The following is a 26,496-nucleotide window of genomic DNA, read 5'->3' as shown; positions in this document are numbered from 1 at the left end:
CTGGCCGCATGCCGCTGTTTATTTTCGCCTACTTTTTCATCGAGGCCCTCGCGTTTTACGGAGTGGCCAAGCTCATCGGCGTCGGCTGGGCTATCTTCGCCATCTTCGCGCTGATGCTTCTGGGCGCCGTGTTGGCGAGTGTGAGCCTGCGGGGTGCGCTCGCACAGGCCTCGCAAGGCCGCAGCTCGCTCGGCCGCCTCGCCGGGGACTCCGCGCTGCTGATGACGGGCTGGCTGCTCAGCATCATCCCGGGCTTCGTCACCTCCGCGGTGGGGCTTTTGCTGGTATTCGGTCCGACCCGGGCGCTGCTGCGCCGCGTGATCACGAATCGGGCGATGCGCAGCATGGAAGAGTTCAGCGTGCGCGTCTACAACGCCTCGCCACTGTCGCAATTCCAGACCAGCTACGGCAACTTCGGCGGCCCCGCGGCGCCTGAGCAGAGCCATGAAGTGATCGACGCCGACGAACTCGAAGAGATGTTCCGCAAGGAAGCGAATCCCGGCGACGATACCGGCAACGATACTGGCGAGGAGCGCAAGTAGGTGAGTAGCGCATGGACGACAGCGCTGCGCTGCCTGCTCGCCGCAGGCTCCGGCGCGCTGCTGTTCTTCTCCTATGAGCCTTTTGGTTACTGGGTGCTGGCGCTTGTGGCGATGGCGCTGTTCTACGCCGCGCTTGCGCCCTGGCCGAACGGTGCACGCCCAAGCGCGCGTTTGGGTGCAGGGCTCGGCATGCTGCAGGCGCTGGCCTGCTACCTGCTGTTGCTGCCGTGGATTGGTGAGTTCGTCGGACCGATGCCGTACCTGGCCTTGGCATTCTTCCTCTCCCTGTACGGACTGGTCACGGGTACCGCCGGGGTGTGGGTTGCGCGCAGGCGGTGGGGATTCGCCGTCTTCCCGCTGGTGTACCTCGCCGTGGAGTTCGCTCGTTCTTCCTTCCCCTTTGGCGGTTTTGCCTGGGTGCGCCTGGCCTGGGGCCAGATCAACGGCCCACTGGCCAACCTGGCGGCCTACGGCGGGCCCGCGCTCGTCACCGTTGCGGCGGTGCTGGCCGGTGCGAGCCTGGCGGCCTGCGTTGCACGTCGTGGGAAGGCCCGGGTGGTAGCAGGGCTGACCGCGCTTGCGCCGCTGGTGCTCGGTGCGCTCGCGGGCCTGGGAGTGTCCGCCGACGGGGGAGCCACCGGCACGGTGCGCGCCGCCGCAGTGCAGGGCAACGTGCCGCGGATGGGGCTCGACTTCAACGCGCAGCGTCGCGCCGTGTTGCAAAACCACGTGGACGAGACCGAGCGGCTGGCAGAGGAAGGCCCCGTCGACCTGGTGGTCTGGCCGGAAAACGCCTCGGACGTCAATCCCTTCGTCGACCCGGAGGCCGGAACCTTGGTCACGCAGGCCGCGCGAGCAGTGGACGCGCCGCTGTTGGTGGGCACGCTGACCCACGACGAGGTCGGGGCGCGCAACACCATGGTGGTGATCAACCCGGATGGCAGCGTCGGCGAGCGGCACAACAAGCGCTTCCTGCAACCTTTCGGCGAGTACATGCCCATGCGCGACTTCTTCCGCAACTTCTCCGAGCTGGTCGACCTCGCAGGCGACTTCAAGCCCGGCGACGGCCCCGGCGTCGTGCGGATGGGCGAAACCATCGTGGGCATCGCCACCTGCTACGAGGTCGCCGAGGACCCCGCCTACCGGATGGCGGTGAAGAACGGGGCACAGCTGCTCGCAACACCTACCAACAACGCCACCTTCGGTTTTACCGACATGACCTACCAGCAGCTGGCGATGAGCCGCATGCGCGCGATCGAGACCGACCGTGCCGTCGTGGTGGCTGCTACCTCCGGTGTGTCCGCCATCGTGCGCGCGGACGGCACGGTGGAGCAGCAGACCGAGATCTTCACCCCGGCGCATCTGACCTCCACGCTGCCGCTGAAGTCCGGCCAGACCCTCGCAGTCCGCATCGGCGAGTGGCTGGAGTGGCTCATGGTGCTTGGCGGCGTGCTTGTCGCTATCGGTGCGTCGTTCGCCACGCGCCGGGAGTATGCTGCAATGAGTGAATCGCGCGCCCTGGATGCGCCCACCGAGAGCTAACAACCGTTCATACAAGGAGTAACCGTTCATGGCGAACTCGACGTTGGTCATCATCCCTACCTACAACGAGCTGGAGAACCTTCCGCTGATCACGGATCGGGTGCTCAAGGCAAACCCGAATGTTGACCTGTTGATCGTGGACGATAATTCGCCCGACGGCACCGGCGAGAAAGCTGACGAGCTCGCCGCCGCGCACCCGGAGATCAACGTGCTCCACCGCACCGGCAAGGAGGGCCTGCTCGCGGCCTACCGCGCCGGCTTCCGCTGGGGCCTGGAGAAGGACTACGAGGTGCTGTGCCAGATGGATGCGGACGGCTCCCACGCGCCCGAGGAGCTGGAGCGTCTGCTCGGGGCGATTGACGACGGCGCAGACCTGGTCATCGGCTCCCGCTACGTCGAAGGCGGCGAGGTGAAGAACTGGCCGCAGAACCGCTACCTGCTGTCCAAGCTGGGCAACCAGTACATCTCGGTGGCGCTCGGCAGCGACATTGCCGATATGACCGCCGGCTACCGTGCTTTCCGCCGCGAGGTGCTCGAGGCAATCGACTTGGACGCGCTGTCGAATAAGGGCTACATCTTCCAGGTGGACCTGGCACACAAGGTCATCGACGCGGGCTTCGACGTCCGCGAGGTCCCGATCACCTTCGAGGACCGCACGCTGGGCGAGTCTAAGCTCGACGCGAGCTTCGCCGGTGCCTCGCTCGCAGAGGTCAGCAAGTGGGGCGCCGAGAAGCGCAGCTGGCAGGCGTCGGAAATGGCGAAGGAGGCGGGCAAGCTCCTCCAGTACGAGTACAACAACTCGAAGCTTTCCCGCGTCGGTGCCAAAATCGATCAGGCACCGGAAGAACTCGCAAACATGATCGCGGAAGGCTTCAAGCTGGCCAAGTACGAGCTGAACAACACGTCGCTTCCCAAGCTTCCCGCCAAGCTTGCCGACGCGGCGAGCCAGGCGAATGAGATGGTGCGCGAGGGAATTGGCCTCGCCCGCTACGAGCTGCGCAGGTTGCGTCGCTAAGCACGCAGAAGGCCCGGACCGTTCAAAGTAACGGTCCGGGCCTTTCGCGATTTCTAGGAGTTTTCCTGCTGTTCCTTGGCCAGGCGGGCTGCGGCGCGACGACGCTTGCGCAGGTGCTCCAGGCGCTCCTCCAGCAGCACGTCGAGCTCCTCAAGGCTGCGGCGCTCACGCAGCATGTCCCAGTGGGTGCGCGGCGGCTTCGTCGGCTTGGACTCTACGCCCTCGCCCTCCATGAGGGTGCCGAGCTGGCCGTTCTTGCACATCCACTCTTCGGGGATTTCCGCGTCGTCGGCGAAAGGGACCTCGAAGACCGACCCGTCCGGGGTCCGGTACTTTGCCATCTGGCGCGGGGCCAGGTCGTGGTCCCGGTCAGTCTCGTAGCTTACGGCACCCATACGGCTTCCTCGGAGCACGCGATCAGCCATGCTGCATCCCATCCCTTCAATATCTTCAAGTCAACGCCTTAGTATAACGTCTTCGCTTAAGTTTTTGTTCCCGGCGTCGCGAGCGATCTGGAATTTGCCCAATGTACTAGGCTTGCCGTGTGGCAAGCATTGATGACGTCGCAGAATCGGATCCTGACCAATTGCCCCAATCCGCGCGAATTGGTCGCACGCCGCCGGTGTGCGCCTGGTGCGGTGGTCCGCTGCCGGAGCAGAAGGGGAGAGGTCGGCGTCGCAGGTTCTGCAGCCCGTCGTGCAAGCAGCGCGCCTACGAGCAGCGAAACTCCGTCTCGGGGACGAAGATTCCAGAGGACGCCGTGATCCTCAGCCCGGAAAAGGTGTCTGACCTGCGGGATCGCCTGTATCAACTGCGGTGCGCGGCCGAGGACATCCACACGGCAGCCGCCGAGGGTGCAACGCCTGAGGAATTACGTCACTTGTGTGACGAAATGGTGAGCTTGGCTCAACACATCGAGAGGTTAAGGTAGCAATCATGACATCCAAGAATTTGTCCACGGCTGAGGACATTGCCGCGACGAAGCGCAAGCGGACGATCCTGATCGTCGTTGTCTCCATCGTCCTGGTCATCCTGCTCGCCATCGCGCTAATCCCGCTCGCACTGAGCGGACTGTTTAGCAACGGCGTGAAGACCGAGGGCATCGATGAGTCGCGCCTGAAGGCCGCCGAGACGGATATCGACGGCGAGTGGACCGTCACCAAGCGCCCGGGGCCAAACAGCACCTCGGCTGGCTTTACCTTCTCGGAGGTACTGCCGGGCCAACGGAAGGTCACCTCGGCGTCGACGGAGGGCGTCTCCGGCAACGTCACCATCGAGGCCGGCACGCTCACCGCAGGCGAGATCACTGTAGACCTGAACAACCTCACCAGCGATAGCGACGTACGCGATTCCAACGTGCGCCGCAAGATCCTGCACACCGATACTTACCCGGAGGCGACCTTCCGCGTGACCGAGCCCGCGGACGTCTCGCAGTTGCCGGAGGACGGCTCCGTCGGCACTGTCGAGCTCACCGGCGAGATGACCATCCACGGCAAGACCAACCCGGTCACGCACGAGTTCGCCGCGGCGCGTTCTGGATCCTCGGTGTACGTCGCGGGCGACATGCCGATCAACCGCCTAGACTACGGCGTCGAGTCGCCGGAGTTCGTTGCGGCCACAATCAACGAGGAAGGCGAAATCAACGTCCGCCTGCACCTGACCAAGGACTAGGCCCATATTGCGTCATGTGACGCAATATATGGCAATATATGTCCGATAATGTACATTATGTCAACTTAACTTCGCGCCCTTGCTTCTCGACGACCACACGCACCACCCCTACCGACGCCCCCGCCTATTCCGGGCCGTGAGCGTCACTTGCGCGAGATCGATCAGCTCGAGCTCCGCGAGCGCCTGCCGCAGCGCCAGCTGCCAGACCCACAACCGGCGGAACACCGGATCGAAGCCGTCGGCCGCCGCGTCCCGCAGGTGCGTCTCAAACGTCGACCGCTGCAGCGCCAAGGAACGTGCCAGGTGGTCCGGCGCGTGCGACTCGCCAATCACGCGCAGCGGCGTGCGCCGATCCACCAGCTTCGCCAGTTCCTCGGGCGTGACATAACTTAAGCCCGGCCACACATACGCGCGCAGCGACGCCAACGCCGCCGTCGCGGCCTTGCCCGCACCCTTACCCTGCAGGTTGCCCGTGCCAAGGATCGTCTGCAACGCGATGCGCCCACCTGGCGCGACCGCCTTGCCCAGCCGGGTCAGGTACTCCGCCTTATCGTCCGCGGACAGCGTCTCGAGGTGCTCCAGCGACACCGCGGCGTCGAAATCCCGGCCCAGCGAGGTCACGTTGGGTCGCACCGCGCGAACATGCCCGCTGACACCTGCAAACGTGAGCTGCTCCCGCAGCGCCGCGGCCATGTCCTCGCTCAGCGTTACGCACTCCGTTTCCGCTCCGCGTGCCGCGGCCGCAATCGTGGCCGCAGGTCCCGCCGCCGGATACTCCAGAATCCGCCAACGCTCGCGGGCACCCACCTCACTGACCAGCCTATTTACCGAGCGTTCCTGCGCATCCGCAAGGTCAGCGCGCGTGGTTGCCGCGTCCAGCGGAGCCCCAATTTCCGTGTTGTCCACGAAGTGCGTCGCCGGTTCCGCCCCGCGGCCGGCGCGCGGCACCCAGGACTTCACGCGCACGCGCTCGCGCGTCGGTACGCCGGTGGCAAAGTGCCCCTGAAATGGGCTTACGCCGTCACCCGCATAGTGCTGGACCAGCGAGGGCGGAATCTGGCCACCGCCGCCGTGCTGCGGGGGTGCAACGCGCAACGTCGGCGGCCTATACCCCGCCTCGACCAGCCCGCGCAGGACCGCCACCAGCCGATCCGAGTCCGGTGTACGCCACTCTCCTGCCATATAGCCTTCTGCCAGCCCGACCCAGCCGCTCGCCGCGATCCGGTCGAAGACCTCGACGTAATCCACGCTCAAGTCCGGCGCATCGCCCTCCAGGCGGAGCTCCGCTTTTGCGCACACCGCAGCAAAATGCGCCTCCGCGCGCGAGGCCCTCCAGCGCAGAAGGCGGCTGGTGGGCACGCTTGCCACGCTCGGCCACGTGCGCGCGTCGATAGGCGCGAGGTGCTCCGGAAATCGCTGTGAGTTCGCCACCCGGCCAATGCTAGTCGCCATATTTTCGTAGCGGTTGGCGCCACGACGGGACCCATCAATGGTGATTTTTTACAATCAGCGTAGGATATGCAAGGTAAAAATTTTCCCAGCAATTTGTACTTTGTGTGCAAGGAGTAGGTTCTTATGGCAGAAACGCCGTTTCGCCCCGCAGGCAACCGTCACCACGTCGTCATCATCGGTGCTGGTTTCGGTGGCCTGTTCGCAGCCCGCGAGCTCGCTGACGCTGATGTCGACGTCACGCTGATCAACCGCACGAACTACCACCTGTTTGCGCCCCTGCTGTACCAGGTGGCAACCGGTCTGCTTTCCAGCGGCGAGATCGCTACGTCGGTGCGTCAGATCCTGGCAAACCAGGACAACGTCGCCGTTGTGCGCGCCGATGTCACCGACGTCGACGTCGAGGGGCAGACCGTGACCGCGAACGAGGGCGCGTTTACCCGCACCTACGAGTACGACTCGCTCATCGTTGCCGCTGGTGCAGGCCAGTCGTACTTTGGTAACGACCACTTCGCTGAGTTCGCTCCGGGCCTGAAGACGGTGGATAACGCCCTCGAGATCCGCGCCCGCCTGGTCAGCGCCTTCGAGCGCGCCGAGCTGGCCGAGACCGAGCAGGAGCGCGAGGAGCTGCTCACCTTCGTCATCGTCGGTGCCGGCCCGACCGGCGTCGAGCTCGCCGGCCAGGTCGCCGAGATGGCCCACCGCTCTTTCAAGGGGCAGTTCAAGAACTTCGTGCCTTCCCAGGCCAAGGTCGTGCTTATCGACGGCATGCCGCAGGTCCTTCCGCCATTCGGCAAGCGCCTGGGCAAGCGCGCCCAGCGCGAGCTCGAGCGTAAGGGCGTGACTGTGGTACTCAACGCTCTGGTTTCCAACATCGACGCAAACACGGTGACCTACAAGGACACCAAGACCGATAAGGAGACCACCCTGCGCGCAGCCACGAAGATCTGGTCCGCGGGCGTGCAGGCCTCCCCGCTGGGCAAGCAGATCGCAGAGCAGGTTGGCGTCGAAGCCGAGCGAAACGGCAAGGTGCCGGTCAACGCTGACCTGACCGTGGGTGAGACCGACAACGTCTTCATCATCGGCGACATGATGAGCCGCGACCGCCTCCCGGGCGTTGCCCAGGTGGCTATCCAGTCCGGCGAGTACGTCGGCCGCATCATCAAGGAACAGGTCGAGCACGACGTCGCACAGGCGGACCGCGATGCCTTTGAGTACTTCGATAAGGGCTCGATGGCGATCGTGTCGCGCTTCAACGCCGTGGTCAAGATGGGCAAGGTCGAGGTCACTGGCTTCATCGGCTGGCTTATGTGGCTGCTCGTGCACGTCTCCTTCCTGGTGGCCGGGCGTAACCGCCTCGTCTCGATTTACACCTGGACGCTCAACGCCCTGACGCCGAAGCGCTACAACCTCTCCACCACCCTGCAGCAGCAGCACGGCCGCAACGCTTTGAAGAAGCTGCGCGAGAAGGCTGGCGACGACAACCTCGAAGAGGTCCGCGACACCAACGGCGAGAACTAGCCCCGAGTTGCCGCCCCGTGCGGGCGTCGACGTTTGGGCCCGGTCCCCTGTGACCGGGCCTTTTCGCACTTTTTGGGGACGTTTTGAGCTACGTGAGTGACATCACAGGGCGTTGAGGATGCAATTTTCAATGGTCTTACCTTATGATGGGAACTAACGATGGCGCGCTTCAAATCATCGGCCGGAGCCTCTGCGCCCGGTGGCGGATGTTGAACGGGAACCTGGGAGAGAGTCAGCGCGACCATCTTGGATCAGATCCTCGAGATATAAAGGATAGATTTTCAACGTGACTGCTACTACCGCTGCACCGCAGACCAACGCTTGGGACGGCTTCGAAGAAGGCCCATGGACCGAGCACATCGACGTCCGCGATTTCGTTCAGCGCAACTACACCCCCTACGACGGCGACGCTTCCTTCCTCGCCGGCCCGACCGAGAAGACGCTGCGCGTCTGGGACACGCTGGATAAGAACTACCTCGCCGTTGAGCGCGAGCGCCGCGTCTACGACGTCGATACTGACACCCCGGCTGACATCGACGCTTTCCCCGCCGGCTACATCTGCGAGGACGACAACGTCATCGTCGGTCTGCAAACCGACGTGCCGACCAAGCGCGCGATGATGCCGAACGGCGGCTGGCGCATGGTCGAGCAGGCCATCAAGGAGGCCGGCAAGGAAGTCAACGAAGACGTGAAGAAGGTCTTCACCCGGTACCGCAAGACCCACAACGACGCCGTCTTTGACATCTACACCCCCCGCATCCGCGCGGCTCGATCTTCGCACATCGTGACCGGCTTGCCTGACGCATACGGCCGAGGCCGCATCATCGGCGACTACCGCCGCGTCGCCCTCTACGGTGTGGACAAGCTCATCGAAGACAAGATCGCTGCCAAGGACGCGTCCCTGGACAAGGGCTTCTCCGAGCACTGGGCGCGCTACCGCGAAGAGCATGCCGAGCAGATCAAGGCGCTGAAGAAGCTCAAGGCGATGGCCGCCGACTACGGCTTTGACATCTCCGGCCCGGCAACCAACGGGCTCGAGGCCGTGCAGTGGACCTACTTCGGCTACCTGGCCTCCGTGAAGAGCCAGGACGGTGCCGCCATGTCCATTGGTCGCCTCTCCCCCTTCTTCGACATCTACTTCGAGCGCGACCTGGCCAACGGCACGCTCACCGAAGAAGAGGCCCAGGAGATCATCGACGCGCTGGTGATCAAGCTTCGTATCGTCCGCTTCTTGCGCACCGAGGACTACGACCAGATCTTCTCCGGCGACCCCTACTGGGCAACCTGGTCTGACGCAGGCTTCTCCACCGACGGCCGCCACCAGGTCACCAAGACCGCCTTCCGTCTGCTGCAAACGCTGCGTAACCTGGGCCCGGCTCCGGAGCCGAACATCACCATCTTCTGGGACCCGGCACTGCCCGAGGGCTACAAGGAATTCTGCGCCGCGATCTCGATCGAGACTTCCTCGATCCAGTACGAATCCGACAAGCAGATCCGCGACCAGTGGGGCGACGACGCGGCGATTGCCTGCTGCGTGTCCCCGATGCCCGTCGGCAAGCAGATGCAGTTCTTCGGTGCCCGCGTCAACGCGGCGAAGGCCCTGCTGTACGCCATGAACGGCGGCCGCGACGAGGTCACCGGCAAGCAGGTCACCGAGGGCCACACCCCGATCACCGGCGACGGACCGCTCGACTTCGACGAGGTCTGGGCAAAGTACGAGGAAATGCTTGACTGGGTCGTTGGCACCTACGTCGAGGCGTTGAACATCATCCACTACTGCCACGACAAGTACGCCTACGAGTCCGTCGAGATGGCGCTGCATGACTCCGACATCGTGCGCACCATGGGCTGCGGCATCGCTGGCCTTTCCATCGTCGCTGACTCCCTGTCCGCCATCAAGTACGCCACCGTCACCCCGGTGCGCAACGAGACGGGCCTGATCGTCGACTACATCACCGAGGGCGACTTCCCCTTCTACGGCAACGACGACGACCGCGCCGACGACATCGCCGCCACCGTCGTCCACACCGTGATGCAGAAGATCAAGGCGATCCCGATGTACCGCGACGCCATCCCGACCCAGTCGGTGCTCACCATCACCTCGAACGTGGTCTACGGTAAGGCCACCGGCTCCTTCCCCTCCGGGCACCAGGCCGGCACCCCGTTCGCGCCGGGCGCAAACCCCGAGAACGGCGCCGACAACCACGGTATGGTGGCGTCGATGCTCTCGGTCGGCAAGCTCGACTACAACGACGCGCTTGACGGCATCTCGCTGACCAACACCATCACGCCCTCCGGCCTCGGCCGCGACAAGGAGGAGCAGGTGCAGAACCTGGTCGGCGTGCTGGATGCGGGCTTCATCATGGAGCACGCAGACTCCGAAATCCACCCCGCATAACTTCACTTCCCAGAAAGGAATTCCCAATGGCTACCCACACTTTCGACGAGCGCCTCGCATCCATGAAGGCCAACCGTTCCGCGAACAACATGGACTCTGGCCTGTACCACGCCAACATCAACGTCCTTGACCAGAACACCCTGGAGGACGCGATGGAGCACCCGGAGAACTACCCGAACCTCACCGTTCGCGTCTCCGGCTACGCCGTGAACTTTGTCAAGCTCACCAAGGAGCAGCAGCGCGACGTCATCTCGCGCACCTTCCACCACGGCGCATAACACAGTAATCCCGCAACGCCCCGCTGTTCGTCTCTGTCAGAGGCGGGCGGTGGGGCGCTCGCAAAGAAACAGGAGGGCGCCAATGGCGCAGGATGGAACGACCGGCATCGTCACACTTGAGCCGCAGCAGGGCGAGCGGGTCAGGGGTGTTGCCGCTGGACTTGGCGGTACCGCGGACGCTGACTTGGAGATCACCCGCCCCGAGCTGCTCGAAGCTCGCCGCACGGGCGACGTTGGGCTCGTGCACTCGTGGGAGCTCGTCACCGCTGTCGACGGCCCCGGCACCCGCATGACCATCTTCCTTTCCGGCTGCCCGCTGCGCTGCGTGTACTGCCACAACCCAGACACGATGGAGATGAAGGAGGGCACGCTCGAATCCGTCGAGTCGGTGGCCAAGCGCGTCATGCGCTACCGCAGCGTCTTCAACGCCTCCGGCGGTGGTCTCACGCTCTCCGGCGGCGAGCCGCTGTTTCAGATCGCGTTTACGCGCCGCTTGCTCAAGCTCGTCCACGACGCAGGCATCCACACCTGCATTGATACCTCCGGCTACCTTGGCGCACGACTGAGCGACGAGGACCTCGACAACATCGATCTCGTGCTTCTCGACGTCAAATCCGGCGACGAGGCCACCTACAACGCCGTAACGAAGCGGGAGCTCGCCCCCACGATTGCCTTCGGCGACCGGCTCAGCAAGCTCGACAAACCGGTGTGGGTGCGCTTCGTGGTCGTGCCGGGCCACACGGACTCCGAGGAGAACGTGAACAACGTCGCCGACATCGTCGCCCGCTGGTCCGACAACGTCGAGCGCGTGGAGGTACTCCCCTTCCACAACATGGGCGCGGACAAGTGGAAGCGCATCGGCTTGCCTTACGAGCTCGAGGACGTCACACCACCGACGCCCGAGAGCGTCGAGCATGTCCGCGAAGTCTTCCGCTCGCGGGGGCTCACGGTTTTCTAGCGGCCGCAGCGTAGTATTTTCTAAGGGCTCCGCTCCCAGGGCGGGGCCCGCTAGTTTTCGCGTCACACGAAGGGAGGCATGCATGCCGCCTCGGATCCCCATGCCACGTCCACGGCCGAAGAAGAACTTCGCCCCCGTTGCTCCCCACGTCCCGGTGCCGATCGAGCGCTCGATCGACTTCTGCCGCATCTTCGTGGACGGCAAGCGCCTGCCCGGCAATGCGCGCGTCGCACAGGCACTTGCGCGCGTCGAGGAGCACGACAACGCCTTCGTGTGGCTCTCGCTCAAGGAGCCGACGAACACCCAGATGGAGCGCATCGCGGAGCTGTTCAACCTTCACGACCTTATCGTCGACGACGTCATCGACGCCCACCAGCGCCCCAAGGTTGAGCGCTACGACGACCAGCTCTTCCTGGTTATCCGCACCGTCTACTACCGCGACGACGAGGAAGTCGACGACTCCCGCGAGATCATTTCCACCGGCGAGATCCAGATCGTCGTCGGCCCGAATTTCGCGATCACGATCCGCCACCACGCTCCCCTGCCGGATCTCACCGCGCAGCTGGAGGAGGACGAGGAGCTCGCCATCTTAGGCCCCGCGGCAGTGGCCTGGAAGATCGCCGACTACGCGGTTGACAACCACCTGCGTGTCGCCAGCGAGCTTTCAACCGACGTCGACGAGCTGGAAAACGAGGTCTTCACCCCGCGCCGCGACATCAACATCGACAAGATCTACATGTACAAGCGCGAGGTGCTCGAGATGCGCCACGCGATTGACCCGCTGGTGCCGGCGCTCAAGAACGCCCTGGTTGCGCACAAGGACCTGCTGCGCAAAACGCTGCGCTCCTACTTCCGCGATGTGATGGATAACGCCACGATCGCCAGCGACCATCTCTTCGGCTTCGACGAGCGCCTCTCCTCGCTTCTCGACGCCTCCGTGGCCAAAGTCAGCATGCAGCAGAACTCCGACATGCGCACCATCTCCGCCGTCGTGGGCATGGCGGCCGCCCCGACAATGATCGCGGGCATTTACGGCATGAACTTCGAGAACATGCCGGAGCTTTCCTGGTCATTCAGCTACCCGGTCGTGCTCTGCGTCATGTTTGGCTCGATGGCGCTGATGTACTGGTGGTTCCGGCGTAACCACTGGCTCTAGGGGGCGTCGATAAGCATGAGCTTGAGGTTCGTCACAGCGACGAGCCGCCCGCCCGCGCGCTGCTCCACGCGCCACAGGTGCGTGCGCTTGCCGGTATGTACCGGGAGCGCTTCCGCCTCGATGCGGCCTTCGGCGACGCTGCCGAGCAGGTCCGTGTAGTTGCTCATGCCCACGGCCGGGCGGCCGGCCGCCGCGATCGCTCCGATCGAGCCGAGCGTCTCGCCTATCGACGCATACACACCCCCATTAACCACACCCGTGACCTGCAGCAACTGCGGCCCCACCTCCACGTACCCGGTCGCGCGGTCCGCCGAGCAGGACGTGGTGACCAGCCCAATGTGGGCGCCGAAGCCGCCGCGCTGCTCGTTAATGGCGCGTAGCTCGTCGCTGTCGAGCGGTGTGTGCAGTACTTCCCTGGCAAAACGGCTGGGCAGCCCAGCCTGTCTCTCTTGGTGTGCGCTCATGGCCACACTCTAGCGCGCCACCGCGGTGCCGGCGCGTAGAATCGGCCGCATGACTGAAGCATCCTCTGCGTACGGAACCGCCGACATCGGCGTGGTTGGCATGGCCGTGATGGGCTCCAACCTCGCCCGCAACTTCGCCTCGAAGGGCCACACCGTTGCCATTTTCAACCGCTCGCCGGAGAAGACCCGCCAGGTCATCGGGGACCACGGGGACGAGGGCAACTTCGTCGCCGCGGAGACGATCGAGGAGTTCGTCGCCTCGCTCAAGCGCCCGCGCAAGGCCATCATCATGGTGCAGGCCGGCGCCGCGACCGACGCGGTGATCGACCAGCTCGCGACCGCGATGGACGACGGCGACATCATCATCGACGGCGGCAACGCCCTTTTCACGGACACAATCCGCCGCGAAAAGGAGGTCGCCGCCCACGGCCGCCACTTCGTCGGCGCTGGTATCTCTGGCGGCGAGGAGGGCGCGCTGCGCGGCCCGTCGATTATGCCAGGCGGCCCGAAGGAATCCTGGGAGACGCTCGGCCCGCTGCTCGAGGACATTTCCGCGAAAGTCGACGGCACCCCGTGCGTAACCCACATCGGCCCCGACGGTGCCGGCCACTTCGTCAAGATGGTGCACAACGGCATCGAGTACGCCGACATGCAGGTCATCGGCGAGGCCTACCACCTGCTGCGCTACGGCGCCGGTCTCTCCCCCGCTGAGCTCGCCGAGATCTTCAGCACCTGGAACGAGGGCGACCTGGACTCCTACCTCATCGAGATCACCGCCGAGGTGCTGCGCCAGACGGACGCGAAGACGGGCAAGCCGTTCATCGACGTCATCCTCGACGCCGCCGGCCAGAAGGGCACCGGCCGCTGGACGGTGAAGGAGGCGCTCGACCTGGGCGTGCCCGTCACGGGTATCGGCGAGGCGGTGTTTGCGCGCGCGTTGTCGTCGGCAATCGCCCAGCGCGAGGCCGCGCAGCGCATCGGCCTGCCGGCCGGCGAGGTCACCACGCTCGACGAGCTCGGCATCGACCGCGCCGCGTTCGTCGAGGACGTGCGCCGCGCGCTCTACGCCTCGAAGCTCGTCGCCTACGCGCAGGGCTTCGACGAGATCAACGCGGGCTCGCAGGAGTACGGCTGGGACCTCGAGCCGGGCGCGCTCGCGCGCATCTGGCGCGGCGGTTGCATCATCCGCGCGAAATTCCTCAACCGTATCACCGAGGCCTACGAAAACGACCCCGAGCTGCCGTCGCTCTTGCTCGATCCGTACTTCAAGCAGGAGCTTGAGGGCGGGCTTATCGACGCCTGGCGCCGCGTCGTCATCACCGCCACCCAACTCGGCCTGCCGGTCCCGGTCTTTGCGTCCTCGCTTTCCTACTACGACTCGCTGCGCTCCAAGCGCCTGCCGGCAGCGCTGATCCAGGGGCAGCGCGATTTCTTCGGCGCGCACACCTATAAGCGCGTCGACATGGACGGCACCTTCCACACCACGTGGTCCGGGTCTCGGGAGGAGATCGACGCTTAAGGCGGTCCTGTTGCTGGGATGTGTGCGGCCCGGGCGTGTCTTCGTGCCGGGTCGGTGTGCTTTATGCCGCGGGGTGTGAGGTAGCCTTTCGGGCTTTGCCACATGATCTGCCCGCCGACCCGCTGCATCCGCCCGCGGTTCGGCCTGCCGTTTTGCCGGTTGTGGTAGGTGCACAACCAGCACATATTCTCGACCTCGGTGGTGCCTCCTTTGGACCACTCTTGGATGTGGTGCGCCTCGGAGAAATCCGCCGGCTGGTTGCAGCCAGCCCACGCGCAGGTGGCACCATCCGCGCTCATTAGTGCGCGCAGCTCGCGAGTGGCGTGGCGCTCGATTTTCACCGGGTAGAGGTTGACCGGCCCGTCCGTGGCCGAGATCAGCGCGATGTACCCGGCCGCGCGCAGCTTCCGGTTGACCAGCTCTGCACCGCGCAGCCACTCGCCGTTGGTCAGCTGGACTTCGACCTCGCCGTCGTCGCACATGCGCCACTGGACAAAGTCGCCGATGTCCATGTTCAACACGGTAGTAATCGCCGCATCGCCACCCGTGCGTGTGTCCCTCAGCCACGCCTGCGGGTCGTCTTTCGCCGCGCGATACACCGGCAGCACATCAGTGGTGCGCCCGGTGATGTGCACGGTCGACCAGCCTGTGTCGTGGAAGGTCACCGAGGCTTTCGGCGCACGCGGTGCGGGCGGTTTGAGTTCCTTCTTCAAGGCTTTCGCGCGTTTGACCACGGTGCGCATGTCACCTTCAGTCTCACAAAGCTTCTGGCGGTAGTGCCACCGGTCTTTGTCCGAATCCAGCGACCGCGACGACCGTGCAATATACGCCAGGGTGTCCAGGCGGTGCCCGTTTTCCCGCGCCGCGGCAACACACGCCGCCTGTGCTTTCTTGTTGCGCACCGCACCGTAGAAGACTTCGGCGGCAACCGCGAGTTGTTCGGCGCGGTCACGGTCCATGCCACGGGCGACCAGCTCGGAGACGCTCGCCGAAGCCGCGTCGGCAACGATGGCGATGCCGGCGCGGTCCTGGGCGATTAAAGCGTCTACGAGGTTCATGCCACCCACCATAAACACCCATGAGCTGCGCAAACAAGCAAATGTGAGAAGTATTCCACTTTCGCCCCAAAAGGGAACCGAAGCCCCGAAATGTGCGTCTAATAGGGATCGGAGTTTTTCGCGCGGTAGACTCGTGGCAATGACACTGTCAACCACGTTTGCTGACCTCGGACTGCCAAAGCCTGTGGTCACCGTCCTGTCCAAGCAAGGTATCGAGCATCCCTTCCCCATCCAGGAGGCAGCGATCCCCGATGCGCTCGCCGGGCGCGACGTCCTCGGCCGCGGCCCCACCGGCTCCGGCAAGACCTTCACCTTCGGCCTGCCGATGCTCGTGCGTCTCAGCGGCGCGCCAAGCCGCCCCGGCCGTCCGCGCGGCCTCGTTTTGGCACCGACCCGCGAGCTTGCGGCGCAGATCCGCGAGCGTCTGGCCGATCCTGCGGCGACGCTTGGTCTGCGGGTGCTCGATGTCGTCGGCGGGGTGAACATCAACACCCAAATCCGCGCGCTCGCCGCCCCCGTCGACCTGCTCGTCGCCACCCCGGGCCGCGCCCAGGACCTGATCAACCAGGGCAAACTCTCGTTGGATGCGGTAGAAGTCACCGCGCTCGACGAAGCCGACCAGATGGCCGACATGGGTTTTCTTCCACAGGTCCGCAATCTTCTCGACGCCACGCCGCCCAACACCCAGCGACTCCTTTTCTCCGCCACGCTCGACGGGGATGTGCAAAAACTCATCGACCGCTACATGCACGACCCGGTCACGCACTCGACTGCGCCCGTGGAGGCGTCGGTGGACACGATGGAGCACGTGCGTTTGCTCGTCGGTAGCCGCGAGCAGCGCAATGCGATCGTGCTGCAGATCGCTGCGCGCGAGGGCAAGACCATCATGTTCATGCGCACGAAGCACGGCGTAGACCGCCAGGTCAAGAAGTTGCGGCGCGTGGGCATCAACGCCCAGGGTCTCCACGGCGATAAGGGCCAGGGCGCGCGGACTCGCGCTATCGAGGGTTTTGCGGACGGCTCGACGCCGGTGCTCGTGGCCACCGACATTGCCGCTCGCGGAATCGACATCAACGACGTCTCGCTCGTCGTGCACGTCGACCCGCCCGCCGAGCACAAGGCCTACCTGCATCGCGCCGGCCGCACCGCGCGCGCAGGCACCTCGGGCACGGTGGTGACGCTGGTCATGGATGAGCAGCGCAAGGAAGTGGACAAACTTTTGCGCAAGGCGGGTGTCGACGCCCGCGAGGTCGAAGTCGAGCCCATGTCCGAAAGCCTCATTACAATCACCGGTGCACGCGAGCCCAAGGGCGCGCCGCTGCCGCCGCCGGGGCAGCCGGCGGGGGCGCGTGGGCGTCGAAAAGCACCGCACACACGAAGGAGACATAGGCGCTAACTGCAATGGACATATTCATATCCATCCTCTCGCTGCTGGGCTTCATCCTGCTCACCGCCTCAACGGGCCTGTTCGTGGCGATCGAGTTCGCCATGACAGGGCTCGAGCGGTCCACTATCGACGCCCACGTGCGAGAGAAGGGCGACAAACGCGCCCACGCGGTGGCGCGCGACCACGCAAACCTTTCCTTCGCGCTTTCCGGCGCGCAGCTCGGCATCACGCTGACGACGCTGGCCGCGGGCTTCCTCGCCGAGCCGGTGCTCGGCCAGTACTTCGCTCCCCTGCTCCGGCTGGTGGGTTTGAGCGATCAGGCCTCTACCGCAGTCGCGCTTGTGCTCGCCCTCGCGGTGGCGACTTTTCTCTCCATGGTGTTCGGCGAGCTGGTGCCGAAGAACGTGGCGATTACGGACCCGCTCGCCACGGCGCGCTTCGTGGTGCCGCCGGTCAACGCCTTCAACACGGTGTTCAAGGGCTTCATTTCCTCGCTGAACCGCTCGGCGAACTTCATTGTGCGCAAGCTCGGCATGGAGCCTGCTGACGAGCTCGCCTCCGCCCGCTCCGGCCAGGAGCTCACCGCGATGGTGCGCAGCTCCGCACAGGCCGGCGGGCTGGATGCGGATACCGCGGCGGTGATCGACCGATCGCTGCAGTTCGGCGACACCACCGCCGAAGAGGTGATGACGCCGCGCTCGACGATCAACGCCCTGGATGCCGAGGACACTGTCGCCGACCTCATCGCGCTTGCCCGCGAGACCGGCCACTCCCGCTTCCCCGTGCGCCGCGGCGATTTGGACGACACGATCGGCGTGGTGCACATCAAGGACGCGTTTTCGGTGGATAAATCAGAGCGGTCCACGACGAAGCTCGCGGGGCTTGCGAAAGCGGTGCCGTTTGTCCCCGGCACGCTCGACGGCGACGCGGTGCTCAACCGCGTGCGCTCCGCCGGCTCGCAGGTCGTGCTCGTCGCCGATGAGTTCGGCGGCACGCAGGGCCTGGTGACCATCGAGGACGTGGTTGAGGAAATCCTGGGCGAGGTCTACGACGAGTACGACGACGCGGAGCAGGAGCGCGATTTCCAGCGCTTCGGCACCTCGTGGGAGGTCTCGGGGCTGGTTCGGCTTGACGACGTAGCGTCCATGACCGGATACACCGCCCCCGAAGGCCCCTACGAAACCCTGGGCGGACTCGTGATGGCCACCCTGGGGCGGATCCCGCAGGCGGGCGACACTGTGGTGCTGCCGCAGGCTACCGCGAACTTCCAGGAGGAGTTCGAGGCGGGCGGTGCCGGCAATTGGGTCGGGCGCGTGTCCGTCATGGACGACCGCCGGGTGGACCGTGTCGTCTTGAGTCCAGTCTCGCCCGCAGAAGCGGAGCGTATCGCCGAGCGCCAGGGTGGTGAGCAGGAGTGAGTATCTGGCTTGCCATCGTCTTAATCGTTGTACTGCTGGCGCTGAACGCGTTCTTCGTCGCCGCGGAGTTCGCGCTCGTCTCCTCGCGGCGCGACCGGCTGGAGAACATGCTCGCGCAGGGCAAGAGGGATGCGAAGGGCGTCCTCGAGGCCACCGAGCACCTATCCATCTACCTTGCGGGCGCGCAGTTCGGCATTACGATCGCCTCGCTGGTGCTGGGCAAGGTCGCCGAGCCCGCGATCGCGCACTACATCGAGGTGCCCTTCAAGGGCCTCGGGTTGCCGGAGAATCTGCTGCACCCGGTTTCTTTCGCCATCGCACTGTGCATCATCTCCTACCTGCACATCCTGCTGGGTGAAATGGTGCCGAAGAACATCGCGATCGCTGGCCCGGAGTCGACAGCGATGTGGCTGACGAAGCCGATGACGGTGTGGATGAAGCTCACCCGCCCGGTGATCGAGTTTTTGAACTGGGTGGCGCGCAAGACGCTGGCGGCGTTCGGCATCGTGCAGCGCGACGAGCTGGAGTCCACGGTGGACCAGGAACAGCTGGCCAGCATGATCCAGGAGTCCCGCGAGGAGGGGCTGCTGGACGCCGAGGAGACGGCCCGCCTGGCCAAAGCGCTGCGCTCGGAGTCCCGCAACCTGAAGGAGGTCATGATTCCTCTGCAGAATGTGAAGACCATCGCGCTGCCGCCTTCGGGCATTCGGCTCTCCGCAGTCGAACGCGCGGTGCGGGAGACGGGCTACTCCCGCTTCCCGGTGGAGACCGCTCCTGGGGTGTTCGTCGGTTACCTGCACGTCAAGGACATCTTGGATCTCATGGAGTCGGCGGAGGACGACCCGCTGGTGCCGCGCGCGAAGATTCGCCCGCTCAGCAGCGTCGACGGGGCCCAGACGCTTGACGACGCGCTCACGTCCCTCCACCGCCGCTCCGCCCACATGGCGCAGGTCCGCGACAACGGCGTCGTCGTCGGCGTGCTGGCGCTGGAGGACGTTATCGAGGAGTACGTAGGCACGGTCGCCGACTGGACCCACGAGGACGACTAGATGCCCGTACACCTCTCCCCCGCCGAGTACCGAGAAGCAATGGCTGCGCACGAGGCGCGCGCCGACGCCTGGGTGACGCCCCACTTGAAGCGCCGTGCGCGCGGACAGCACCACCCGGTGTGGGACTTCCTCTTCGACTACTACTGGCTGCGCCCGACCCACCTGCGTCGCTGGCACCCGGGGCTCGGGCGCGTGCTTGACGACGCTGCCACCACGCCCCACGCCACCTGGCGCGATTACCGGGTCGAAGCCGCCGTCGACGGCAGCGCGACGGTCGGGTTCGACGCGGAGTCGTTTATGGCCCGGCACGGGGTGGCGATGGAGGAGATTCGGGGGCTGCTGCGTGGCGTCGATAAGCGGGAGCCCCACTTCGATTGCTTTGGGCTGCACGAGTGGGCGATGGTCTACCGCACGGATCGGCCCCGGCATAATTTGCCGCTACGGCTGGGGCGAGCCGGGACCGACGCAGTGGTGGAATCGCACCAGCTCAAGTGCACGCACTACGACGCGTTTCGCTTCTTCACCAAGCCCGCGCGGCCGCTGAACCTCACCGTGCTCACGCGCGAGGGGCAGGCGGACAACGATCGGGCGGGCTGCGTGCACGTGGCGATGGACCTGTACAAGTGGGCGACCAAGCTCGGGCCTGCGGTGCCCGGCGAGCTGCTGCTGGACACGTTCGCGCTCGCGCGGCAGGCGCGAAAGCTGGACATGGAGGCCTCCCCCTACGACTGCCGCGAGCTGGGTTTTGGCGTCGTGCCGATAGAGACGGCCGAGGGCAAGGCCGAGTACGTGCGTCGGCAGCGGGAGCTCGCGGCGGCCGCGGAGCCGCTGCGGCTTCGGCTTGTCGCGCTCCTGGATCAGCTTATCGACGGATAAGATGGCGGCAGAAGTTTTTTGGTCCTGTGGCGTTTAAGGCGGTTGACATGGCACGACACTCCAATGGGAAGAACAATTACGCACTGTCGGGAGGTGCCATCGCGGTACTCGTGGCATTGCTGCTCATTGTTGCGCTCGTGCTGTGGCTGATCTTCGGCCGCGGCGAGAGCTCTGAGGAGGTGGCCGGCGGCGAATGCGTCTCCGGCAACCTGGAACTGCCCGTTGCGGCCTCGGATACAGGCGTGGGCCAAGCAGTTGTCGACGCCTACGCGGAGACCAAGCCGGTCGTCCGCGACTACTGCGTGCAGCCCGTGCTGGTGGACAACGTGGCGGACGCCGCCGTCTACGTCGCCCCGGACACACCGCTGACACACAAGACTATCGAGGACGCGGGCCGCACCGCCGCCGTGTCTGATCCGGAGGTCGTTGCCGAGCAGCCGGTGGGCATCGCCGGCGAGAAGGCCGCCGAGCTCGGCGAAGTCGACCTTTCCGCGGTGCGCTTCCCTACCGGTGAGCAGCCGTCGGCCTCCGCGGTTGTCGCCTCGAAGCTTGCGGGCGAAGACGCGGGCCGCGCCGCCTCAGCGCTTAAGGAGCAGCGTCTGGACCCGTTCGCCGACTATGAGCAAACGCCGGACACCTTCGTCGCCACGGCTGAAGACGCCACCCCGGAGGGGCTTGTGTTCACACCCGTCGACGCGGCGGTGCAGTACGCGGCGATCCCGCTCAATGCGGGCGAGCACACCGACGAGAACCAGTCGCGCGCCGGGCAGGATTTCGCCCGGTCGCAGGCGAAGGAAGACGTCGGTGAGCCAGCGGGCGTCGATGACTCGGTGTGGGCCGCCGCCTTTGATACCGCCCCGGCCGAGCAGGCTCCGGAGAAGAAGACTGAAAAGGAGACGGCACAGGCGGCCGGCGAGGTTGCGCACACGCTGTTCCTGCTCGACACTTCGGATGCGATGGCACCGTTTATCCAGCCCGCGAAGGACGCCATCGGCGAGGCGGCGGGCAACGTCGCCGCGCAGGAGAAGATGGTCGGCCTGTGGAACTACTCCTCCCCGCTCAACGAGGGTGTGACCCGCGGCTACCGAGTCAACGTCGCCCTAACCCCCTCCGCGGAGGAAGTTGACGTGGCGGTGCACCGCTTCCTCACTGGCGGGGTGCCGCAGACTCGAGAGGCGCTTAACGCTGCCGCCGCTGCTTCCGCCGGTGGCGCAGAGCCTGTCCGAATCGTGCTGGTGACCACTGGCACCGCCGACGCAGGCGAGGACGCGGACGGCACCGCCTTTGCCGAGTCAATCCAGCAGTACTTGGATCAGGGCGTCGAGATTGCGGTTGTGCACGTCGGCGACGGCGCGCCGGACGCGGGCGTAGAGCGCGTTGCCGCAACGCAGGCGCAGGCGTCCACGCCCGAGGACCTGCCCGCGGCACTGGCTACCGGGGTCGGCACCAAGTAGGCACGCAAAAAGGAACGCCCCCTCTGCTGGGGGCGTTCCTTCTTCTATGGGAGTGCGGCGTAAGGCCTAGGAGGTCTTGCGGCGACGGCGGGCGGCGAGTTCGTCGATGCCGGTGACTTCGGCGGTTGGCGCGTCGTCGTGAAGCACGCGCTCCGACGGGAAGGCCGAGATGGTGCCGGTGAGCTCCTTCATGATCTGCGGGACGGCGATGCCGAATACGCCCTGGCCGCCGCCGAGGAGGTCGATGATCTCTTCGTTGCTGCGGCACTCGTAGACGGTGGTGCCATCGGAGACGAGGGTGATTTCCGCGATGTCGTTCACGCCGCGGTCGCGCAGCTTGTCCACCGCCAGGCGGATGTTCTGCAGGGAGATGCCGGTATCCAGCAGGCGCTTGACAATCTTCAGGACCAGGATGTCCTTGAAGGAGTACAGACGCTGGGAGCCAGAGCCCTTCGCGCCGCGGATGGACGGCCGCACGAGTTCGGTGCGCGCCCAGTAGTCCAGCTGGCGGTAGGTGATGCCGGCGACCTGGCAGGCGATCGGGACACGGTAGCCCACTTCGTCGCTGGGGCCGAGGTCGAAGAGCGATTCCTGTACGGCGGCGTCGAGCGTAGGCTGTGCGCCGAGGTCCGGGGTGTTCGTAGTCACGTAATTACTCCCATGGTGTTTGGCTGAATGCCGATGTCTTTATTAAATGTCAAGCATAGGCATCTGGTCAACCTTTGCACGCGCAACACGCCGAACATTAACCTTCAACTTCACGTTGAGGGTTCTTCTACCCCGACTTTCACTTGCGTCACTCTAGAAACTTCAGACACGCAAAAGCACCCCCAAACGTGGGAAAGCGCCGCCCACCCCGCGTATGAGGGTTGGCGGCGCGTCGAGAAGCGTGCTGGCCTAGTTGCCCAACCTGCGGCGCAACTCGTTCTTCACCAGTGAGGCGTGCACGGAGACGATCAGCGCCGACATCTGCTGGCCGGTTTCCTCCGCCAGCTGGTGCGCGGTGTCCTTGCCGGATTTCGCGATGGGCTCGGCGACCTGCGCGATGAGGTCGACCTGGCGGTCGGCGGTGGTGCGCAGCGTCTTCAGGTGGCGGATGTCCACGCCGAAGTCACCGAGGGCGAGCGCGGTGGTCACCACGCTGACGTCGTCGGCGGTGAAGTAGCCCGCCCGGTCAGGGCTGATCAGCCCAGCCTTGATCAGCTGCGCCACCGTCGCCTGGTCCGTGTTGGCCTGCTCGGCGACATCCTCGTCGCTGAGCTTGGTGTCCGCGGGCGCGCGGAAGTTGTCCGCAGAGACCATCGGCTCCGCATCGGCCCCGTTCATGATCGCGGTGACCTGACCGGAGTCCATCGCCTCGAGCTGCTCGCGGATGACCTTCAGCGGCAGGTAGTTGTCGCGCTGGGTGACCAGGATGTAGCGCAGACGCTCCACGTCCTCGTCGGTGAAGCGGCGGTAGCCGGAGGCGGTGCGCTGCGGGGTGATCAGCCCCTCGGACTCGAGGAAGCGGATCTTGGACAGGCTCACGTCCGGGAATTCCTCGCGGAGGCGTTCAAGGACCACGCCGATGGACATGGTCTTGGCTTTCCTCTTCGGGGACTGGCCAGCCGCTTTCAGCGGCGAGGTGCTACGGAGTGCGCTCACTGGTGGTGGATCTTTCGTTGCTACGTCTCGTGTCCCCCGCAATCAGCGAGGGACAGGTAAAGGATGATGCCCGGGACGCGGGCGTATAGGAGAACCTTACTTCTCGTCGGCGATGAAGACCAGACGGAATTTACCGATCTGGATCTCGTCGCCGGTGGACAGCGTCTGGGAGTTGCGCGGCTCGCGGTTGACGTAGGTGCCGTTCAGCGAGCCCACGTCGACAACCTCGAAGGAGTCCTCCGTGCGGCGGAACTCGGCGTGGCGGCGGGACACGGTCACGTCGTCCAGGAAGATGTCGGCCTCCGGGTGGCGACCGGCCGTGGTGGAATCCTGGTCCAGCAGGAAGCGTGCGCCAGCGTTCGGGCCGCGCTTGACCACCAGCAGTGCCGCGCCCTCGGGGAGGTTCTCTGCACCGGTGATGCCGTCCTTGGATGCGGAGGCGCCGTTTTCCATCTCCTTCAGCAGGTCCGCACGGAACACCGAAGTCGTTTCCACCTGGTGCTGCGGGTTACCGGTGTTTTCGCTCATCACTTACTCCTGACTTTGTGTGATACCGACGCTTCCCGGCGGGAAAAGCCACCGCGTCGATGTCGAGGTTTTCAGTTAGCTGTTTGTCATACTACCGACTCGCGTCGGTTCTGTGGGCCTTTGCCACCACTCACCCACCAAGTTCGCAGGTAACGCTTCTGTAGCGCCCCAGCCCTCTATCGAAAGATATTCCCGATGCCGGAGAGGACACTGTTGCCCGAGCCCGCAAGCGGGTTGTCGGAGACCATGTAGGTCCAGGTGGCGCTTGGTCGTTTCCAGCCGGCGTCGGCGAGGTGGGCGCCGTTGGCGTCGATAAGCACCTGCTCAAAGGTGTCGACTGCCTGGTCGACGGCGCGATTGGCCAGCTCCTTGAACTCGCGGACGGCGATGCGGTGGTACTCGGTAATCGGGGTCTCGCGGGCGATGGCGCGCAGGTGGATGGATTCGCGCACGTCGTCCATAAGCGCGAGGTATTCGGACCACTCGGCGTCGAGGTGGAAGAGCATGATCTCGCGGGCAGCCTGCTCGCGCACGGCCTGGTCGAGGCCGGAAAGCTCGGCGGCGCGCTGTGGGCTGCGTTCGGCCAGCTCGCGCCAGGCGGCGTCGGTGTCGAGCAGCGCCGCGCGGCGGGTGTCCAGGATTTCGCGGTGGTCTGCGAGCAGCTTGTTGTACTTCCAGGTCTGGGAGTGGATCTCCAACAGCTGGCCCTCGGTGACGCGCTGGCAGTGTTCGACGAACTGCTGGATGCGGTTCGACTCGATCCGGCCGTCCGCGCCCGGGTGTGCCGTGACCTGTTCGTCGGCACCGCCGGTGGTGACGATGTCATCTTCCAGCGAGACGAAGAACAGGCTTAAGCCCGGATCCCCTTGGCGGCCAGCGCGGCCGCGCAGCTGGTTGTCCAGGCGAGCGGAGCGGTGCCGGGCGGTACCGATGACTGCGAGCCCGCCGAGGGCGGCGACCTCGTCGTGGTCGGCCTCGTCCGCGCCACCGAGGCGGATATCGGTGCCGCGGCCCGCCATCTGAGTGGACACGGTCACGCGCCCCAAGTCGCCCGCCTCCGCGATGATGCGGGCCTCCTCGGCGTCGTTCTTCGCGTTGAGCACGTTGACCGCGATGCCGCGCGCCTCGAGTGCGTCGGCGAGCGCCTCGGATTCCGCGACGTCGTGCGTGCCCACCAGCACTGGCTGGCGGTTGGAGTGCAGCAGCGCGACCTCTTCGACGATCGCGTGGTTCTTCTCCTCCATCGTGGCGTAGATGCGGTCGGCCTCGTCAAAACGCTTGAGCTCGTTGGCCCGGTCGATCACCGCAACGTGCAGGTCGTAGAAGGAGCGCAGCTGGTCGGTGGCCTCGACGGCGGTGCCGGTCATGCCGCACACCGACGGGTAGCGGCGCATGAGCGCTTGCAAGGTGATCGAGTCGAGGATGCGGCCACCTTCGGAAACTTTCAGCCCCTCCTTCGCCTCAACAGCGGCCTGCAGCCCGTCGGGCCAGCGCTGTAACTCGGCCACGCGCCCGCGGGAGGCGTCGACGAGCGCGACCTTGCCGTCGTCGACGATGTAGTGCACGTCGCGGATCAGCAGGGCCTTGGCGTGTAGCGCGAGGTTCACGCGTACCAAGGTGGTGCCGATGTGCCCGTCCCCGTAGAGCGAGTCGATACCCAGGAGTTTCTCCACGCGGTTCGCGCCCTCGTCGGTGAGGAAAACGTTTCGCCCCTCAGCGTCGATGGTGTAGTCCTTGTCCTCGACGAGGTGGGAAACGGCCTCGGTGATCTGCCCGGTGGCCTGCTCGCTACCTTCGGAGCCGGCGAGGACTAAGGGGACGAGCGCCTCGTCGACAAGCACACTGTCCGCCTCATCTACCAAGGCAACGTCGGCGGGCAGCTGGACAGTTTGCTCGCGCGAGGTGATCTGGTTGTCGCGCAGGTGGTCAAAGCCGATCTCGGTGACCGGCGCGTAGATGATGTCGGCGCGGTACGCCGCCACCCTTTCTGCGCGGCTGCTGGCCTCGGTGACCGCAGCGACGCTCAGCCCGAAGAACTCCACGAGCGGACGCATCCACTCAGCGTCGCGCCCGGCCAGATAATTATTCACCGTAATGACGTGGACGCGCTTACCCGTGAGCGCAAAGCCGGTGGCGGCCATCGCGCCGACAAGCGTCTTGCCCTCACCAGTGGCCATCTGGATCACATCGCCCTCAAGCAGGCGCAGCACTGCCTGGTTCTGCACGTCGAAAGGCCGCATGCCAAGCCGGCGCTGCGAGGCGACCGTGAGTACGGCCAAGAAGCGCGACTTGTCCTTGATCTCGCCGTCAGCGACGGTGGTGCGGATGGTGTCCACCAACGCGGCGTCGTCAAGCTGCTCGAGCTCCGGCAGCAACTCGTAGGCAGCGGCGACGATGCCCTTGGACTTTTTGTTGTTGCGCTCGGATGTCGAGCCCATCGCCTTCCAGAACCAGTCGAATGCGCCCATGCGCAGGGCCGTCCTTCCTCATCGCGGCACCGCAGGCGCGTGGGTCGCGCCGACGGCAAAGGTCAATGCCCCCAAGTCTAAGCGCTGCGCGCACTCACCCA

At 65.3% G+C, this 26,496-nt stretch carries 24 protein-coding genes; 16 read left to right on the top strand and 8 right to left on the bottom strand.

Features of this window, described 5'->3' with window-relative positions; all coding sequences use genetic code 11:
• The first annotated feature begins 8 nt into the window (after positions 1-8).
• Genes CIMIT_RS06135 through CIMIT_RS06125 form a run of 3 tightly spaced genes read left to right on the top strand, consistent with a single transcriptional unit; the run spans position 9 to position 3,099 of the window.
• A complete protein-coding gene (locus tag CIMIT_RS06135) occupies positions 9-542 on the top strand; it encodes an FxsA family protein (RefSeq protein WP_038590575.1) in 534 nt (177 codons plus the stop codon).
• Positions 543-2,084: an apolipoprotein N-acyltransferase gene (gene lnt / locus CIMIT_RS06130; RefSeq protein WP_051904847.1), complete on the top strand. Its 1,542-nt coding sequence runs from the start codon at positions 543-545 to the stop codon at positions 2,082-2,084.
• A 28-nt stretch (positions 2,085-2,112) separates the two neighbouring features.
• On the top strand, positions 2,113-3,099 hold the full coding sequence (locus tag CIMIT_RS06125; RefSeq protein WP_038590572.1) for a polyprenol monophosphomannose synthase: 987 nt from the start codon (positions 2,113-2,115) through the stop codon (positions 3,097-3,099).
• Between the two features lie 53 nt (positions 3,100-3,152).
• Here CIMIT_RS06125 and CIMIT_RS06120 read toward each other — a convergent pair whose 3' ends face one another.
• On the bottom strand, positions 3,153-3,524 hold the full coding sequence (locus tag CIMIT_RS06120) for an RNA polymerase-binding protein RbpA (protein ID WP_038590569.1): 372 nt from the start codon (positions 3,522-3,524) through the stop codon (positions 3,153-3,155).
• 179 nt (positions 3,525-3,703) lie between these two features.
• On the opposite strand from CIMIT_RS06120, the gene CIMIT_RS06115 reads away from it, so the two are divergent.
• Both CIMIT_RS06115 and CIMIT_RS06110 read left to right on the top strand, forming a co-directional pair.
• Entirely contained in the window at positions 3,704-4,030 is a 327-nt protein-coding gene (locus tag CIMIT_RS06115; RefSeq protein ID WP_038594241.1) for a hypothetical protein, read from the top strand.
• 5 nt (positions 4,031-4,035) lie between these two features.
• On the top strand, positions 4,036-4,770 hold the full coding sequence (locus CIMIT_RS06110; RefSeq protein ID WP_084674280.1) for a YceI family protein: 735 nt from the start codon (positions 4,036-4,038) through the stop codon (positions 4,768-4,770).
• Positions 4,771-4,878: 108 nt separating this feature from the next.
• On the opposite strand, the gene CIMIT_RS06105 is transcribed toward CIMIT_RS06110, so the two are convergent.
• Positions 4,879-6,201 carry an SAM-dependent methyltransferase gene (locus tag CIMIT_RS06105; protein ID WP_038594235.1) on the bottom strand — a complete coding sequence of 441 codons (1,323 nt, stop codon included), beginning with the start codon at positions 6,199-6,201 and terminating at the stop codon, positions 4,879-4,881.
• A gap of 144 nt (positions 6,202-6,345) precedes the next feature.
• Here CIMIT_RS06105 and CIMIT_RS06100 point away from each other — a divergent pair, with 144 nt between their 5' ends.
• The 5 genes from CIMIT_RS06100 (at position 6,346) to CIMIT_RS06080 (ending at position 12,530) form a co-directional block, all read left to right on the top strand.
• Positions 6,346-7,740, top strand: a complete 1,395-nt coding sequence (locus CIMIT_RS06100) for an NAD(P)/FAD-dependent oxidoreductase (RefSeq protein ID WP_038590566.1) — start codon at positions 6,346-6,348, stop codon at positions 7,738-7,740.
• 286 nt (positions 7,741-8,026) lie between these two features.
• The gene (locus tag CIMIT_RS06095; protein ID WP_038590553.1) at positions 8,027-10,138 is read left to right on the top strand and encodes a pyruvate formate lyase family protein; all 2,112 of its coding nucleotides are present in this window, start codon (positions 8,027-8,029) and stop codon (positions 10,136-10,138) included.
• A 26-nt stretch (positions 10,139-10,164) separates the two neighbouring features.
• On the top strand, positions 10,165-10,416 hold the full coding sequence (grcA2, locus tag CIMIT_RS06090) for an autonomous glycyl radical cofactor GrcA2 (protein WP_038590551.1): 252 nt from the start codon (positions 10,165-10,167) through the stop codon (positions 10,414-10,416).
• An 82-nt stretch (positions 10,417-10,498) separates the two neighbouring features.
• Positions 10,499-11,374 carry a pyruvate formate-lyase-activating protein gene (gene pflA, locus CIMIT_RS06085; protein WP_038590549.1) on the top strand — a complete coding sequence of 292 codons (876 nt, stop codon included), beginning with the start codon at positions 10,499-10,501 and terminating at the stop codon, positions 11,372-11,374.
• An 82-nt stretch (positions 11,375-11,456) separates the two neighbouring features.
• The gene (locus CIMIT_RS06080) at positions 11,457-12,530 is read left to right on the top strand and encodes a magnesium and cobalt transport protein CorA (protein WP_038590546.1); all 1,074 of its coding nucleotides are present in this window, start codon (positions 11,457-11,459) and stop codon (positions 12,528-12,530) included.
• Here CIMIT_RS06080 and CIMIT_RS06075 read toward each other — a convergent pair.
• Positions 12,527-12,994, bottom strand: coding sequence for a PaaI family thioesterase (locus CIMIT_RS06075; protein WP_051904845.1), 468 nt, complete (start codon positions 12,992-12,994; stop codon positions 12,527-12,529). The two genes, CIMIT_RS06080 and CIMIT_RS06075, sit on opposite strands and share 4 nt — an antisense overlap.
• 49 nt (positions 12,995-13,043) lie before the next feature.
• Here CIMIT_RS06075 and gndA point away from each other — a divergent pair, with 49 nt between their 5' ends.
• Complete coding sequence (gndA, locus tag CIMIT_RS06070; RefSeq protein WP_051904844.1) at positions 13,044-14,513, top strand: NADP-dependent phosphogluconate dehydrogenase; 1,470 nt, start codon at positions 13,044-13,046, stop codon at positions 14,511-14,513.
• Here the strand turns inward: gndA and CIMIT_RS06065 are convergent.
• A complete protein-coding gene (locus tag CIMIT_RS06065; RefSeq protein WP_051904843.1) occupies positions 14,510-15,571 on the bottom strand; it encodes an HNH endonuclease in 1,062 nt (353 codons plus the stop codon). The genes gndA and CIMIT_RS06065 overlap by 4 nt on opposite strands.
• Positions 15,572-15,710: 139 nt before the next feature.
• Here CIMIT_RS06065 and CIMIT_RS06060 point away from each other — a divergent pair, with 139 nt between their 5' ends.
• Genes CIMIT_RS06060 through CIMIT_RS06040 form a run of 5 tightly spaced genes read left to right on the top strand, consistent with a single transcriptional unit; the run spans position 15,711 to position 21,755 of the window.
• On the top strand, positions 15,711-16,967 hold the full coding sequence (locus CIMIT_RS06060) for a DEAD/DEAH box helicase (protein ID WP_038590542.1): 1,257 nt from the start codon (positions 15,711-15,713) through the stop codon (positions 16,965-16,967).
• A 5-nt stretch (positions 16,968-16,972) separates the two neighbouring features.
• Positions 16,973-18,376 (top strand): hemolysin family protein, encoded by a 1,404-nt coding sequence (locus CIMIT_RS06055; RefSeq protein ID WP_038590539.1) that lies wholly within the window; start codon positions 16,973-16,975, stop codon positions 18,374-18,376.
• The gene (locus tag CIMIT_RS06050; protein ID WP_038590536.1) at positions 18,373-19,425 is read left to right on the top strand and encodes a hemolysin family protein; all 1,053 of its coding nucleotides are present in this window, start codon (positions 18,373-18,375) and stop codon (positions 19,423-19,425) included. The genes CIMIT_RS06055 and CIMIT_RS06050 overlap by 4 nt, the downstream gene beginning before the upstream one ends.
• Positions 19,426-20,301, top strand: a complete 876-nt coding sequence (locus tag CIMIT_RS06045) for a hypothetical protein (protein ID WP_038590533.1) — start codon at positions 19,426-19,428, stop codon at positions 20,299-20,301. It abuts the gene before it with no gap.
• Between the two features lie 47 nt (positions 20,302-20,348).
• Positions 20,349-21,755 carry a vWA domain-containing protein gene (locus tag CIMIT_RS06040; RefSeq protein ID WP_038590530.1) on the top strand — a complete coding sequence of 469 codons (1,407 nt, stop codon included), beginning with the start codon at positions 20,349-20,351 and terminating at the stop codon, positions 21,753-21,755.
• 66 nt (positions 21,756-21,821) lie between these two features.
• Here the strand turns inward: CIMIT_RS06040 and CIMIT_RS06035 are convergent, their stop codons facing one another.
• From CIMIT_RS06035 to secA2, 4 genes are all read right to left on the bottom strand, one after another.
• A complete protein-coding gene (locus CIMIT_RS06035) occupies positions 21,822-22,403 on the bottom strand; it encodes a MerR family transcriptional regulator (RefSeq protein WP_038590527.1) in 582 nt (193 codons plus the stop codon).
• Between the two features lie 249 nt (positions 22,404-22,652).
• Entirely contained in the window at positions 22,653-23,399 is a 747-nt protein-coding gene (gene ftsR / locus CIMIT_RS06030) for a transcriptional regulator FtsR (protein ID WP_084674279.1), read from the bottom strand.
• 96 nt (positions 23,400-23,495) lie between these two features.
• A complete protein-coding gene (odhI, locus tag CIMIT_RS06025) occupies positions 23,496-23,927 on the bottom strand; it encodes an oxoglutarate dehydrogenase inhibitor Odhl (RefSeq protein ID WP_038590522.1) in 432 nt (143 codons plus the stop codon).
• Positions 23,928-24,103: 176 nt separating this feature from the next.
• The gene (gene secA2, locus CIMIT_RS06020; RefSeq protein ID WP_038590520.1) at positions 24,104-26,395 is read right to left on the bottom strand and encodes an accessory Sec system translocase SecA2; all 2,292 of its coding nucleotides are present in this window, start codon (positions 26,393-26,395) and stop codon (positions 24,104-24,106) included.
• Positions 26,396-26,496 lie beyond the last annotated feature (101 nt).

This window comes from Corynebacterium imitans (assembly GCF_000739455.1).
Taxonomy (GTDB): domain Bacteria; phylum Actinomycetota; class Actinomycetes; order Mycobacteriales; family Mycobacteriaceae; genus Corynebacterium; species Corynebacterium imitans.
The sequence above is the reverse complement of the archived record's forward strand: the minus strand, read 5'-3'. Positions and strand labels throughout refer to the sequence as shown.